The following is a 14154-nucleotide window of genomic DNA, read 5'->3' as shown; positions in this document are numbered from 1 at the left end:
TACACTGCCTACAGCCAAGGAAAGTTGGCTAAGTTGGATTGGTACATTATTCAGCGTATCACAAGATGGTATGCGAAGAAACGACAACGAGCGAGATGGATGGGATCTCTGCAAGAAGTAAAGCAACGGATAAAGCTGCATGGATTAAAGACGCTTTTGTAATCTGCATGCACATGAAAGACGAACATCGGAAAGCCGTATGAGGGAAAACCTCACGTACGGTTTGATGAGGAGGGGCTGAAAGTTTCAGCCCTTCACTCTAGCGACCCATCGTTCGTTGCAGCTAGCGCGAAAGCAAACGGCGCTTCGAAAGAAGATTTGTATTTTTTTGAGAGATTTCCATTTTTATATGGATTACGTCTCCATCCAGGTATATAATCTTATTCGTCCTCTATGAAAAGAGGGTATTTATTCCTGCGACCTTTGGAGATTCATAGGACAATCGTAATATAAATAGACATATACGGGAGAGATGTGGGTTGAAGCTGTTCCAAAAAAGCCGCCGCAAGATCGGGGCTGTCCTCGCTTCGTCGGTTCTGTTGAGCGCCATGGCGCCGGCGTTGACGCAAGGAGCCGATGTCCGTTTCCAAGACATTGAAGACTCGTACGCGCGAACGGAGATTACGAGCTTGGCTGACGCAGACATTATATCGGGATATGAAGATCATACCTTTCGGCCCTTCAAAACGATGACTCGCGCCGAGTTAGCGAAGACAATCGCTCTGACGATGGGTTTAAAGGAAGATGCCGCCAAGGTCCGTGCGTTCCGTGACGTCGACCCGTCAAGCTGGTACAGCGGTTATATCGGCGCTTTGGCCGGAGCGGGCATTACGCAAGGTTCTTCGGACACGGCCTTTTCCCCCGATGCCGGCGTGACGCGGGAACAATTGGTCGTATTGTTCATTCGCGCCCTCGGTCTGGAAGGCGTGGCTAAGTCGTTCTCGAGCCAAGCAGAAGTGGCCGACTGGCCGGATATTTCGGAATGGGCCCGGCCTTACGTAGCGCTCGCGCTGAGCATCGGGTTCATCGACGGCATGCAGGATACGGACGGCCGTGTGCGGTTCAACCCCAAGGCTCATGCCGAGCGGCAGGCGCTTGCGCGTCTGGCTTACGCGTTCAAGACGAGTTATTCGGAATATGTGAACAAGGCGGAAGGGCTTGCGGCGCAGCCGGTATCTGTGCCGCAGCCGGCCGAAGAACCGTCAGCGGCGTCCGGCAGCGCCGCTGCGGACGCGAGCACTGGAAGCGAAAGCGAGCCGGATCGCGCCGGTAACGACGACGAAGGCGCAGCCGCTCCGATTGTTTCCGTTGCGGAGCTGCTGGCGAGCGGCACGGTGCTGGACGACGTAACGATCGGGGAATCCGGCGTATACGGCCCTCAAGATAGCGGCAATCCCACGACGATAACGGGGACATTGACGGTTGACCCGGGCCCGGACGGGACGGTTTCCCTGCAAAATATTGTGATGGGTCCGCAATCCAGCCTTGAGGTGCGGTCTGGCGACGAACATTCGGTTAAGCTGATGCAAACCGTCGTTAAGCAATTAAGAGTGAATGCCGTGAACAACGGCGGGAGGAACGTCCGCATTGAAACGAGAAACGGTACGGAGGTGGAGACGACGGAAGTTCAGTCCCAAGCGGTGTTGGAATCGTCTTCGCTTACCGGCAAGCTGGGCATGATTAAGCTATCCTCCGCTGCGGCCGGAAAGACGCTGACGCTGAGGGGGAACATCGATACCGAGGTTTCTGTCGACGCGCCGGGTTCCAGCGTCGAACTGGCGCCTCCATCTGCAGGAAATCCGCTGAAAACCCTCGTGAAAGTTTTATCGATAAGAGCCAATTCGACGATTGTTGCCGGTACAGGGACGTCGCTGTCTTCGGTCCAAGTATCGGGAACGAATACGACGGTGGGGATCAGTGGGCAGGGAGCCGTGAACAGCGTAACAGTGGATAGCGCGGCGACCGGAACCGTACTGAACATCGGCGCAGGGGCTGCCATTCAAAGCTTGCGTCTCGATAGCCCCGTCGTGGTGAAGGGCGACGCGGAAGCGATCGCCAAGCTTCCCGCGAATTCGGGAAGCGGCACGGTGGCGATTGACGACGAAGTCAAGGCCGACGTGAAAGCTGTGGCGATCAAGGCAATCGAAGAGGCCATCGAGGCCATCGGCGAGATCAAGCAATATGCCGTGGAAACGGAGAAGAAGATCAACGAAGCGGCAGCACAGCTGGAAGCGGCAAGATCCTTGTACAACGTCAAGGATACCGATATTTCGAATTTGCACGTTCTTGATCGAGCACGACACGAAATCATATTGTATCAGGATGTAGCGCAGCTTGAAATCGGTTATGCCAGCGGCGACGACGCTTCGTCGATTACCGGGAACGTCGGTTTGAAAACGGAGGGGTCCGCGCAGACCGCCGTCTCCTGGGCTTCGGACAAACCGGCATTTATCCAAAACGACGGAACCGTCAATCGGCCGGCGGCAGGCCGTCCCGACGAAATCGTGACGCTCACCGCGACATTATCCCGCTTGGATCACAAATACGCGATGACGAAAACGTTCGTCCTGACGGTCAAGGCGCTTAGCAAACCGCCGAAAGAAACGCCGGATACGGAAGCGCCGGATCAAGTGACGGGCTTGCGCGCGCTGACTGTGCTGGAGGACCAAGTAGCGCTGGCCTGGAATGCGGCGAAGGATAATGTGGCCACGGTCGGCTACAGTGTGTACGTAAACGATGTGAAGTATCGCGATGTAAGCTCGGAAAGCGCGACGGTATTCGGCTTATCGCCCGCTACGGCCTATTCGTTCAAGGTTCGGGCATTCGATGCAGCCGGTCATGCGGGGGCGTTCTCCGACGCCATCGCGGTTATGACCCAAGCGGCTGCCCTCGCAGCTCCGGGATCGGTAACGAATCTTGCATATTCGGATCGCACGACGTCGGTTACCTTGAACTGGGCCGCTCCGGCGAATGCACAGGGGACGGTAACCTATGCGGTTTACCGGGATGGCGTGTTTCTGGCAAATACATCATCGACGAGCATGGATATTGCCGGATTGACTCCCGGTACCTTGTACCAAATGGTAGTGAAGGCGTTCAACGAGGCAGGATATTCCGCACCGGCCGTGATCCAGGTGCGGACGGCGCCTAAATTAACGGTAACTGGCGCGCGGCTGTTCAACTCCAAAACCGGAGTGGTATATGGAAACGTTCCTCGACTCAGCGACGGGAGATTGCTGATTATTCTTCTGGGTGCTCGCGACGCGGATAGCCTGCTCGTGACGATCGGCGATTCAGCATCTGGCAATACGCTGCCGGGAGTCATCGATTATCACCATGCCGGAGTTTCTCGCAAGGACGACTCCGCCCACGTAGCCTCCGGCTTGTACAAAGATGCCGCGAGCGGCACTTCATACTTATACTTTTCGCTTGACGATGCCAAGAATGCTTCGCAGACCCAGTCCAGCGTGACGATTAACGGTTTGACTTACGAAATTTCTTCTACGGTTTATCCGATCGATCCAATCATCGTTACGCTCATGGGCTTATAAGGCCGAAGATGTCCGGATTCAGCGCCGGGCGTCTTTTTGTATGGAATGAAGGATGGGAGAAGCAAACCTCGGGTTACACGTACGAATACTTCTTCGAAAGCATCGCCGAATACAGCGAAAGAGTGAACGGGCAAGAACGGGCGTTTGAAATGGATCTATGCATCCCGCTCAAGGGAGCGGGCGGCCTATGCCGATAAGCAGAAAAGGAGCCGACAGGGCTCCGTTTCTCTGCGTTTATAAGATCAGAAGTTTTATGATACAAATCTGGAGATGAGGCCGACCACGATCAGCAACAGCGGGCCAACGATGGTAATGCCCAGCACGACAGCTATAAATTTCAGCGGAGTCGATAGGCCTCTAGGCGAGTCCATCGCATCCAATTTTCGATGGATAGCTCGCAGCTCCTCGAGAATTTGCTTGTTCGTATCTTCCGACATCGAGACGATTCCCCCTTGTATGCCGCAATATGATTCCCATTATACACCATTTGCCGCCAGGCTGTCTGCGGCGACAGCCGCCGGGCGGATTCATGTGCGCTTCGTTGGCGCGAACAAATGGAAGGGATGCCGCTTGCTTGGGATGTTTTGCAGCCGATTGGACATATTATTCTAGGATTTCGGTTTCTCGTTCTACATCATCATTCTTACGTCAGACATATGTAATTTAAGATTACATTAACATTTAGTTTTCATCCCTATCAAAACTATTTATCGCAATAAAATGTTAACTATATTTACATTATTGTCGCCCCGTTGTACAATGAAGCCCAAAAACATAAGCGGGTGAATGCGATGAAGATTGGATTCCGGACGATCAAAACCGCCGTCGGCGTCAGCATCTCCGTCCTGCTGGCGCAAATGCTTCAGCTGGAATATTATTCGTCGGCGGGCATACTAACGCTGCTGTGTATTCAAAAATCGCGCAAGCAGTCCGTTCACGCCGTCGTCAGCCGCATGTTCGCCTGCCTGGCCGGCTTGGCCGCTTCCACCGTGTTGTTTCAGTTGATGGGCTATCATCCGTATGCATTTCTCGTCTATTTGCTGCTGTTCATACCGCTGTGCGTTCGTTTGCGGATTCAGGAAGGGATCGCGAGCAGCTCGGTCATCGTGATGCATGTCTATATGCACCGAGCGGCGGATTTTGCTTTTTTCGCCAATGAATTGTTCGTTATTGCCATCGGTCTGGGCGTGGCGCTTCTGGTCAACTGGTACATGCCCAGTATCGACAAGGAGCTGTACCGCTGCAAGGAAGAGGTTGATCGGCTCATTTCCGCCATTCTTCACGAGATTGCGCTTTATTTAAAGGAAGGAATTACGCTCTGGGACGGGAAGGAGCTGCTGCTGCTGGGGGATGTGCTGCAGCAGGCCAAACGTCTTGTGCTGCTGGACATGGAAAACAACGGGTTTCGCAAAAGCAATTCGTACGAGCAGAATTTTGAACGAAAGCGGAAGCAGTATGAAATTTTGGAGCGGATGCTCCCGGCGATCTCGCTTATCAACGCGAAGATCGATCAAGGCATCCGAATCGGCGATTTCGTCGAGCAGCTGAGCCTGCATTTGCAAAACCGCGATTGCAAGGACGAGTTCAGCGAAGTGCTCCGCGGCATTCGGGAGTACCATAAGAAGCTTCCGCTGCCGGAATCGAGAAGCGAGTTCGAGAACAGGGCGAATCTTTACGCCGTTGCCAATGAATTGGAGCGTTTCGTCGATACGATGTGAGGCGTTCGGCGGCATTTCATACGATTCGAGACGTACAGGGCTGTCTGGTTACAGACAGCCTGTTTGCGCTGTTTGCGCCTGTTAGACGAGGGAGACAGGCGGAGCGCGAAGCGGGGAGACGGCGATTGACAACATGATCGATCGGCAGTATACTCACTTTTTTAAAGTGAAATTTTGATTCTTAATCTATATATAGAAAGGCTAGGATGACCGCCATGAACCAACGATATGATGCACGGGAACAAGCCTCCGGGGCACCGGTCCGCTCGCGGCGGGTACAGCTGGTCATCGTGCTGGGGATGCTGTCGGCGTTCGGCCCGCTGTCGCTCGATATGTATCTCCCGGCACTGCCCGCGCTGGCGGGCGATCTGCACACGGGCACGTCGCAGGCGCAGCTGAGCCTGACCTTTTGCCTGCTTGGCCTTGCTCTCGGCCAGTTGTTGAGCGGCCCGGTCAGCGACGTGCGGGGGCGGCGCTTTCCCCTGTTCATCGGGCTCATCGTTTATACAGCCGCCTCGCTGTTGTGCGCGTTCAGCCCGAACGTGTGGGTATTCATCGCGCTGCGCTTCATTCAAGGGCTGGCAGGAGCCGCGGGCATCGTGCTGTCACGGGCCATTGTGCGGGACTTGTATTCCGGCCCGGAGCTGACCCGGTTTTTCTCGCTCCTGATGCTGGTGAACGGGGCGGCGCCGATTCTCGCGCCGATCTTCGGCGGACAGCTGCTGCAGTGGACGTCGTGGCGGGGCGTGTTCGTCGTGCTGTGCTGCATCGGCGCCGCCATGCTGGCTGCGGTATGGTTCGGCCTCCCCGAGACGCTGCCTTCGAATCGCCGTTCCGCCGGCGGCTTCCGCAATACGCTCACGACGTTTGGCAAGCTGGCGGGCGACCGCAGCTTTATCGGCTTCGCGCTGGCGCAGGGCCTCGTCACGGCGGGCATGTTCGCGTATATTGCCGGATCGCCGTTCGTGCTGCAGGACATTTTCGGCGTATCGCCGCAAGAATTCAGCGTCATCTTCGCCGTGAACGGTCTCGGCATTATCGCCGCGGGTCAAATCACGGGCCGGCTGGCGGGGAAGGCGGGCGAGATCCGGCTGCTGACATGCGGCCTCGGCATCGCGTTTGCCGGGGGCCTATGCCTGCTTGCAGCCATTGTCGCAGGAGCGGGGCTGCCGTTCATTCTGCCTTCACTGTTCCTAGTCGTCTCCAGCGTCGGGATCGTCTCGACGTCGGGGACGTCGCTGGCGCTGCAAAAGTACGGCAGCGCGGCGGGCAGCGCTTCGGCGCTGCTTGGCCTGCTGTCCTTCATTATCGGGGGCATCGTCAGCCCGCTGGTCGGACTGGGCGGCAGCGGCACGGCCGTGCCGATGGGCATTGTGATCGCCGTCGCGGAGACGGGCGCCGTGCTGTGCTATGTACTGCTGGCCAGGGGCAGATCGGCACGGACAGCAAGAGACCGCCGGGATTGAGCCCGGCGGTCTGTCCTATCCCGTCTTCACCGCTACGCCTCGCTACTCGTAAGGCTTGCCTTGATACGCAAAGGCAGGCGAAAGCTGAGCGTTGTTATACGATCTGTGAAAAATATGCGTCGCCGCGGGAGACAGCGGCGGAATAAGCCATGTCCAGTCTCCGGTAACCTCCCGCCCGGATTCCCGTTCGTTCTCTTCAAAGCGCTTCAGCTGCGCTGCTGCCGTATGGTGATCCACGATCGTCACGCCGGCCGCCTTGAACGAATGGAGGACGGCAATGTTCAGCTCCACCAGCGCTTTGTCTTTCCAAAGCGTGGCATTTCTCTCCGTATCCAGCCCCAGCAGCGACGCAACCTTGGGCAGCATGTGATATCGGAACGGGTCCGCAAAGTTTCGCGCTCCGATTTCCGTCCCCATATACCAGCCGTTGAAAGGCGCTGCCGTATATTCGATTCCTCCGATTTCGAGCATCATATCCGAAATAATAGGCACGGCATACCATTTCAGCTGCAAGTCGGCGAAGGATGGGTACGCTGGATGAGTAATTGCGACTTCCGGCACGGCGTCTTCAGGCAGGCTGTACCACCGGGGGGCGTTTTCCTTTGTCTGGATGACCAGCGGCAGCACGTCGAATGGGGTTCGGCGGCCTTGCCAGCCCAGCTTTTCGCATATTCCGGTGAACGACAGCGAGGCCGGATCTCCGATAACCTCTCCATCCGTCTCGTACCCTGCGTAACGGAGCAGCTGGTGATTCCAGATGCGAACTTGCTGCGCTCCGCCGATTTTCGGCTTGAAGACGGTAATGACCGGTTTGATTTTACCGTCGTTGGTCGCGGTACGGAGGTGGTTCAACAGCGCAGCGAAGATGTCGTCTTCGGTATCCAGATGCCGGGCGTCCGTGACCTCCAGCGATTGCCAGAACAATCGGCCGATGCAGCGGTTGCTGTTGCGCCAGGCCATTTTGGCCCCGTGAGTGAGCTCTTCGGCGGTATGCGTGTAATACCCGCATTGCGCGATCTCCGAGGTGATCCGGTCCAGCCGGCTGGCGATTGCGTCTTCTTGGCCGAGCTCCCGGTAGCAGGTTTCGATGAAAGCGGTCGCTTTCTGGTAAAGCTCTCGATTATAGTCCATAATACCCCTCTTCGGTCATTCGATTATCATTGGATAATGCAGGAGGAGACCGCATGCATTCTTTCTTCATCATACCCAAAATCGCTCTGTACTTGAGGCAGTCCGGGGAATTGTCGAAAAAAATTCTAATGATTTTGACAGATTTGCTAAAAGACGAAAGCACTAAATCTAAAGAAAAATTTATAAAAAATTCGGGTAATTTTGGAAACTTCTTTTGCGAAAAGGAAGGGAATTCGAAGAATGTGTCGAAAACTATCGAATGCTATCATTAGGGACGAGAAGAGAGGGGGCTTGATTCCAGGTATGAGTTGGTTCGCAACAATCAAGCAGCGATTGGCGCTGCGCATTGCCGCCGTCGTCATGGCGGTGATCCTGCTGCTGTCGGCAGGATATATTTGGATGCAAATCAGCAACGCGAAAACGGCGGCCGCCGAAGTGATCACGAGCTACGGGACACGGATGGCCGACAGCTACTCCAAGCAGCTTGACACATCGCGTTTGGATCAATTTTTGAAAAATCCGCAAGAGAATGACTTGTACTGGTCGATTCGCCAGGAGCTGGACCGGTACCGCACGCAAATCGGAGCCCTGTACGTCTATTTCGTGCGGATCGACGACAGCAAGCGTCCGCTTATCATGATCGATGGTCAGCCGAAAGATTCGGATTCCGCTTCGCCGATCAACGAGGTGACGGATATTCCTCCGAAAGCGGTGGAAACGCTGCTGGCCGGCCGAACGGCGAGCTCGGATCTGATCGATAATCCGCAGTACGGCAAATATATTTCTTCCTATGCACCCGTCAAGCGTGCGGACGGGACGGTGCTGGGCGTGATCGGCATCGATACGGAAGCCGGAGTCGTCGGCAGCATTGCCAGCAGCGTCATTCGGGGAAGTCTCCCGTATTACTTGCTGATGATCGTGATGACGCTGGCGGGGCTCGGCTTGATCGTCTGGGTGCTGCTCCGCGCGTTCGAGCCACTGCGCCGGATCGTAGCCGGAGCGGAGCTTATTGCGGTCGGCGAGTTCGCTAAAGCGAACAGCATCCTGGTCGAGCGCCCGGTGAAGTCGGAAGACGAAATCGGGGCGATGTATGCGGCCATCGTCCAAATGTCGGTCAGGCTGAATGCGATTGTCGGACGGATGGTGTCCAACATCGCGCAAATGTCGGATCAACTGGTCGTCTCATCCGACCGGTTCGCGACGGACGCCGGTCAACTGCTCGAAATGAACACCCGGGTGAATCGGGCGGCCAATGAGGTGGCCGACGGCGCCCGTGCGCAGCGCACGAGCTCCGAAGACAGCGCGCGGTCGATGGAGGAAATGGCCGTTACGATTCAGCGCATCTCCGAAGCGTCGTTGACGGTATCCGACGCGTCCTTGAACGCGCTGGACAACGCAGAAGCGGGCCAGCGGACGATCGAGCGGATGGACCGCCAGATCGAGACGATCTCTTCGGCCACCGAGGAAGCGGTCAAGCACGTCGCTTCGCTTCGTGCATATTCGCGCGAAATTGAAGGCGCCTTGGCGGCGATCTCCGAGATCGCCAATCAGACGAAGCTGCTGGCGCTCAACGCCTCCATCGAAGCGGCGCGCGCGGGTGAGCACGGCGCAGGGTTTGCCGTCGTTGCCGGTGAAGTCAGGAAGCTGGCCGAGGACGCCTTCGGCTCGACGCGGCAAATCGCCGCCTTGCTGCATAATGTGCAGAGCGAATCGCAGCGCATCAGCGAGGCGATGGAGATCGGGGCGGCGGAGGTTCAGACCGGCGCGAGCTTATCCGGCGAGGCGCGGGCATCGTTCGCGAAGGTTGTGGAGATGTTCCGGCTCGTTACCGATCAGATTCAGGATATTTCCGCGGCGACGGAGCAGATGAGCGCCGGTTCGGAGGAAGTATCCGCGACGGTGATCGAAATATCGGACATCGCCAAGTCGACTTCGGACCAGACGCTGCACATCGGGGAGCTGACGGACAAGCAGCTTGATATTGTGCGGTATTTCGCGGATTCGGCCGCACAGCTGAGCGGGATGACCCACCAGCTGCGCGAGTCGGTGCAGCAGATAAAAGTATAAACCAAAGACGCCGTTTCTTTCTTGGCAGAAAGAGACGGCATCTTTGCGTGGTGCGCTGCACGCATCCGAAGCGGGATCAGAAATCGAAGTTGTCCGGGTCCGGGCCGACCCGCTCATTGCGGTTCAAGGCGTCAATCCGCTCCATATCGTCACTTGTTAGTTGAAAATCGAAGACCGACGCATTTTCGGCGATGCGATGCGCTTTGGTCGATTTGGGAATCGTAATAACGCCATGCTGCAAATCCCACCGCAGGATGATCTGCGCTGCCGATTTCCCGTAATGGGACGCGATTTCCCCGATCGTCGGATTTTGCAGCAGCTGTCCTTGCATGAGCGGCGACCATGCTTCCAGCCGGATACCGTGTTCGCTGCAGAAGCGGCGAAGCTCGTGCTGGGCAAGCCGCGGATGCAACTCGACCTGGTTCACCATCGGCATGATTTCCGCGTCCTGCATCAAGTCTTCCAGATGACGGACATGGAAGTTGCTCACGCCGATCGCCCGGACCCGCCCGTCCCGATACAGCCGTTCCAGCGCGCGCCAAGCTTCTTTATACTTGCCTTCTACCGGCCAATGGATCAAGAACAGGTCCAGGTAGTCGAGTCCCAGCTTGTCCAGACTGGCCTCGTAAGCGGCCAGCGTCGGCTCATATCCCAGATCCGCGTTCCATACCTTGGACGTCACGAACAGGCTTTCTCTCGTTATATCATTCTCCGATAATGCTTGTCGGATACCTTCTCCGACGCTTTTCTCATTGGCATAAATAGCGGCCGTATCGATGCTGCGGTAACCGTGACGAACCGCGGAGGCGACCGCGTTCACCAGCTCCGAGCCTTCCTCGACCTGAAAGACGCCCAGCCCAAGCCAGGGCATGTCCACGCCGTTGTGCAGCTTGATCGTATCTTGGATATGTTGTGCGGTGTTCATATGGAACACTCCTTCCAGAAGATAAAATGATAAATGCGGTAATGCGATGCTTAACCGATGTTTGTGTTAGCTGCGCGTGGCTTCCCGCCGGTTAGCGATTCCTGCTTGCCGGCCGCATCTTTCTTCTCCAAAGCGCGGCTCCATCCCGTCAGGACTACGGCCCCCGCGACCATCAGCGCGCCGACCCATGTCGTATGGATGAGCCCGATGGTGTCGGCCACTCTCCCGCCCAGATAGGCTCCGAGGGCGATGCCGAGATTGAACGCGGCGATATTGACGGCGGAAGCGACGTCGACCGCCTTCGGCGCGAACCGCTCCGCCAGCATCACGACGTACACTTGCAGCCCGGGTACGTTCATAAAGGCGAGCAGCCCCATAAAGAAAATCGTTGCGAGCGCCGCCGCCTTGAACGGTGCGGTAGCCATGAACAGCGCCAGAACGACGGCTTGCGCGATGAACATATAGAACAGCGCTTGAACCGGCTTGCGGTTGGCGGCTTTGCCGCCGATGACGTTGCCGATCGCGATGGCAATCCCGTACACGAGGAGGATCGCGGCGACGGTCTGTTCCTCAAATCCGCTTATGCGGTGCAGCAAAGGGGATAAATAAGTAAAGACCACGAAGGTGCCGCCATAGCCAAGCGCAGTGATGGCGAATACGAGCAGCAGCCGGCCGTTCGTCACCAGCTTGACCTGATCGCGCAGAAGCGTGCGGGCTCCGCCGCGCAGATGGGAGGGCACCAGAACGAGATTGGCGGCGAGCGCGACAAGGCCTACCGCCACGATGGCGATAAAGGCGGCCCGCCAGCCCCACAGCTGCCCGATGTAAGTGCCGAGCGGCACGCCTGTAACGGTGGCGATCGTCAGGCCGGAGAACATGATCGAGATCGCGCTTGCTCTGCGGTGCTCAGGGACGAGATCGGCCGCAATCGTCGAACCGATCGACATGAAGATGCCATGCGAAAGGGCGGAGATGACCCGGGCGGCGAGCAATATGCCGATGCCGTCTGCCACGGCGGCCAAGCCGTTGCCGGCGATAAAAACGATCATGATCCAGAGGAGCAGCGTTTTTCGGGAAATCCTGGCGGCGAGCGAGGTGAGCACCGGGGCTCCGATCGTCACGCCAAGCGCGTATAAGGTAACGGTTAACCCTGCTGTTGTAACGGATATATGCAAGTCTTCAGCGATAAGCGGGAGCAGCCCCACGCTGATGAACTCGGTTGTTCCAATGGCAAAGGCGCTTATGGCAAGCGCCAGAAGCGCGAGCGTGCTTTTTCTACGATCCAGTTCCAGTGTCATGCGTGTTCCACTCCTGCTTGTGGTATTGCCGGCCGGCAAATGCTATTATGGATCAATGAGCGCGGAATGAACAGTACGTACTTTGAAGTACTATAGGTACGAAAAAGTGCTATAGGTACTTGAAAGTGCCTATAGCATGCGGGAGGGACAGGCTGTGGCCGAGAAAAAATACAATATTTCCGTGGAAGCGACCTTGGAGGTCATCGGGGGGAAATGGAAATGCGTAATCCTTTGCTATTTGACGCATGGCAGAAAACGGACGAGCGATCTCAAACGAGGTATGCCCGGCATTACGCAAAAAATGCTGACGCAGCAGCTGCGGGAGCTGGAGCAGGACGGAATCGTGAACCGGATCAGCTATAACCAGGTTCCGCCCAAGGTAGAATACGAGCTGACGGATTACGGCTGGAGCTTGAAGCCGGCGCTGGATGCGCTGTGCGCTTGGGGCGAGAAGCATATCGTCAAGCATTATGGCGATAAATTCGCCGTGCTGGAAGACAATGTGCTCAATAAGCCATAAGTGTGATAAGATATTGCCTGCGGTCATAGATATCCCCCGAAAAAAAGGCCCGTTCCGCTTGTTCCATGACAAGCCGAAACGGGCTATTTTGCATTTCTCCGCGCGTGGGGCGGGAATGGGCGAGCGAGCGGGCGCGGTTCAGCTAGCTCGAAGCCGTCTTGCTCGCGGCGCGGCGGCCGGCTTGCAGCAGCGGCAGCAGGAACAGTGTGCCCAGCAGCAGCAGAGCGGCGCTGACCGCGTATACGGGCAGCAGCGAGAAGGCGTCCTTCAGGTAGCCGGCCAGCGACATGCCGATCACCATCATGCCCATAAAGACCGGCGTAATTGCGCCGCCGACCCGGCCGATAAACGCGCCTTCCGTGTGCTTCATGAGCAGCGTTTGAATGCCGATGTGGACGCAAGGGTAAAATAGCCCGTTTATGATTTGCAGCACAAACGTAAACGCTATGCTTGTCGACCATCCGATTCCGAGGGTGGTCAGCGAGCTGACCAGCAGCCCGAGCGCCAGCAGCGTCTGCGGCCGCACCTTCCGTGCAGCGGCCATAATGACGCCTCCGCCGACCAGCATGGCTGCGCCGCTGGCCATAAGCAGCCATTGCAAAAATGCCTTATCGAGGCCGAGCCTCTCCATCACGATGAACACCGCCAGCGGCTGGACGAGCCCGGCCGCGAGACCGCTCACGGAAAAGACGATGCCGAGCGTCCGAAGCGCGCCGCTGTTCCATACGTAGCGCAGCCCTGCGATCAATTCCTTCGCAAAGTCCGGCGCTTCGTTCACATTCGGGTTCTCTGTGTCGCGGGGAAGCGACATGAGAACGAGCGCCGAGCCGAAAAAGGCGATCCCCGTCACGATCAGCGAAACTTGAATCCCGTATTGCTGGTACACGAAGGCGCCGATAACCGGGCCGATGACCATGAAGATGCCCATGAGCGACTGGGACAGCGCCATGACCCGCTGCAGCAGCTCGGGAGGTACATGCCCCTTGTACAACTTCAAGGCGGAAGGCTGTGAGAATTGCGACATGACGGCGGAAACAAACGTGCCGGCAAGCAGGAAATACCAGGAGCCGAGCGCCAGCGCGCCGAGGACGGCAAATACGGAAGCCGCGGACAGCAGGTCGCAGCCGACCATCGTTCGTTTCGGCTTCCACCGGTCGGCGAACGTTCCTCCGATCATGGCGAATATAAAGATCGGCGCATATTCCGCAATGGAAATGAGCGATACGGATTTCGGATCGTTATGAGTCAAGTCGGTCACATACAACAAAATGGCAAAGTTTCTGACCCAGATTCCGAGCTGCAATAAGACGCGCGATAACAAAGTGGTGCGGACATACCGGTTTTTCAACATAGGAATGATTCCTTTCATTGGATTCGAATTGAAAAACAGATGTTTGTTATAAACGTTTATCAATCCTTAGACATAATAAAACAACATCTAGTAAATATCAAGAACTATTTTAGACGTATCGAATAAA

The 14154-nt window shown here is 56.6% G+C and carries 11 protein-coding genes; 6 read left to right on the top strand and 5 right to left on the bottom strand.

Annotated elements, in window-relative coordinates:
• The first annotated feature begins 479 nt into the window (after window positions 1-479).
• Together KXG62_RS17090 and KXG62_RS17085 are read left to right on the top strand one after the other, a co-directional pair.
• Entirely contained in the window at window positions 480-3551 is a 3072-nt protein-coding gene (locus KXG62_RS17090) for an immunoglobulin-like domain-containing protein (protein ID WP_218093207.1), read from the top strand.
• A gap of 8 nt (window positions 3552-3559) precedes the next feature.
• A complete protein-coding gene (locus tag KXG62_RS17085; RefSeq protein ID WP_218093206.1) occupies window positions 3560-3748 on the top strand; it encodes a hypothetical protein in 189 nt (62 codons plus the stop codon).
• Window positions 3749-3802: 54 nt separating this feature from the next.
• On the opposite strand, the gene KXG62_RS17080 is transcribed toward KXG62_RS17085, so the two are convergent.
• On the bottom strand, window positions 3803-3988 hold the full coding sequence (locus tag KXG62_RS17080) for a hypothetical protein (RefSeq protein ID WP_218093205.1): 186 nt from the start codon (window positions 3986-3988) through the stop codon (window positions 3803-3805).
• 354 nt (window positions 3989-4342) lie between these two features.
• On the opposite strand from KXG62_RS17080, the gene KXG62_RS17075 reads away from it, so the two are divergent.
• Window positions 4343-5269 carry an aromatic acid exporter family protein gene (locus KXG62_RS17075; RefSeq protein WP_218093204.1) on the top strand — a complete coding sequence of 309 codons (927 nt, stop codon included), beginning with the start codon at window positions 4343-4345 and terminating at the stop codon, window positions 5267-5269.
• 215 nt (window positions 5270-5484) lie between these two features.
• Complete coding sequence (locus tag KXG62_RS17070; RefSeq protein ID WP_218093203.1) at window positions 5485-6735, top strand: multidrug effflux MFS transporter; 1251 nt, start codon at window positions 5485-5487, stop codon at window positions 6733-6735.
• 42 nt (window positions 6736-6777) lie between these two features.
• Here the strand turns inward: KXG62_RS17070 and KXG62_RS17065 are convergent, their stop codons facing one another.
• Entirely contained in the window at window positions 6778-7866 is a 1089-nt protein-coding gene (locus KXG62_RS17065; RefSeq protein WP_218093202.1) for a nitric oxide synthase oxygenase, read from the bottom strand.
• A 303-nt stretch (window positions 7867-8169) separates the two neighbouring features.
• Here KXG62_RS17065 and KXG62_RS17060 point away from each other — a divergent pair, with 303 nt between their 5' ends.
• Window positions 8170-9933, top strand: coding sequence for a methyl-accepting chemotaxis protein (locus KXG62_RS17060; protein ID WP_218093201.1), 1764 nt, complete (start codon window positions 8170-8172; stop codon window positions 9931-9933).
• 76 nt (window positions 9934-10009) lie between these two features.
• Here KXG62_RS17060 and KXG62_RS17055 read toward each other — a convergent pair whose 3' ends face one another.
• Together KXG62_RS17055 and KXG62_RS17050 are read right to left on the bottom strand one after the other, a co-directional pair.
• The gene (locus KXG62_RS17055; RefSeq protein WP_218093200.1) at window positions 10010-10858 is read right to left on the bottom strand and encodes an aldo/keto reductase; all 849 of its coding nucleotides are present in this window, start codon (window positions 10856-10858) and stop codon (window positions 10010-10012) included.
• A 50-nt stretch (window positions 10859-10908) separates the two neighbouring features.
• Window positions 10909-12156 carry an MFS transporter gene (locus tag KXG62_RS17050; RefSeq protein WP_425517349.1) on the bottom strand — a complete coding sequence of 416 codons (1248 nt, stop codon included), beginning with the start codon at window positions 12154-12156 and terminating at the stop codon, window positions 10909-10911.
• A 154-nt stretch (window positions 12157-12310) separates the two neighbouring features.
• Between KXG62_RS17050 and KXG62_RS17045 the strand changes: the two genes are divergently transcribed.
• On the top strand, window positions 12311-12676 hold the full coding sequence (locus KXG62_RS17045; protein WP_218093199.1) for a winged helix-turn-helix transcriptional regulator: 366 nt from the start codon (window positions 12311-12313) through the stop codon (window positions 12674-12676).
• Window positions 12677-12818: 142 nt separating this feature from the next.
• Here the strand turns inward: KXG62_RS17045 and KXG62_RS17040 are convergent, their stop codons facing one another.
• Complete coding sequence (locus KXG62_RS17040) at window positions 12819-14027, bottom strand: MFS transporter (RefSeq protein ID WP_218093198.1); 1209 nt, start codon at window positions 14025-14027, stop codon at window positions 12819-12821.
• Between the last annotated feature and the right edge of the window lie 127 nt (window positions 14028-14154).

It is taken from the genome of Paenibacillus solanacearum (assembly GCF_910593845.1).
Lineage (GTDB): Bacteria > Bacillota > Bacilli > Paenibacillales > NBRC-103111 > Paenibacillus_G > Paenibacillus_G solanacearum.
Note: the sequence above shows the minus strand (reverse complement) of the source record. Positions and strands in the feature narration are given on the sequence as shown.

Excerpts from the sequence above, each read along its gene's own strand:
- KXG62_RS17085 (WP_218093206.1), top strand. The coding sequence starts at position 3,560 with ATGTCCGGATTCAGCGCCGGGCGTCTTTTTGTATGGAATGAAGGATGG.
- KXG62_RS17080 (WP_218093205.1), bottom strand. The coding sequence starts at position 3,988 with ATGTCGGAAGATACGAACAAGCAAATTCTCGAGGAGCTGCGAGCTATC.
- KXG62_RS17075 (WP_218093204.1), top strand. The coding sequence starts at position 4,343 with ATGAAGATTGGATTCCGGACGATCAAAACCGCCGTCGGCGTCAGCATC.
- KXG62_RS17070 (WP_218093203.1), top strand. The coding sequence starts at position 5,485 with ATGAACCAACGATATGATGCACGGGAACAAGCCTCCGGGGCACCGGTC.
- KXG62_RS17065 (WP_218093202.1), bottom strand. The coding sequence starts at position 7,866 with ATGGACTATAATCGAGAGCTTTACCAGAAAGCGACCGCTTTCATCGAA.
- KXG62_RS17060 (WP_218093201.1), top strand. The coding sequence starts at position 8,170 with ATGAGTTGGTTCGCAACAATCAAGCAGCGATTGGCGCTGCGCATTGCC.
- KXG62_RS17055 (WP_218093200.1), bottom strand. The coding sequence starts at position 10,858 with ATGAACACCGCACAACATATCCAAGATACGATCAAGCTGCACAACGGC.
- KXG62_RS17050 (WP_425517349.1), bottom strand. The coding sequence starts at position 12,156 with ATGACACTGGAACTGGATCGTAGAAAAAGCACGCTCGCGCTTCTGGCG.
- KXG62_RS17040 (WP_218093198.1), bottom strand. The coding sequence starts at position 14,027 with ATGTTGAAAAACCGGTATGTCCGCACCACTTTGTTATCGCGCGTCTTA.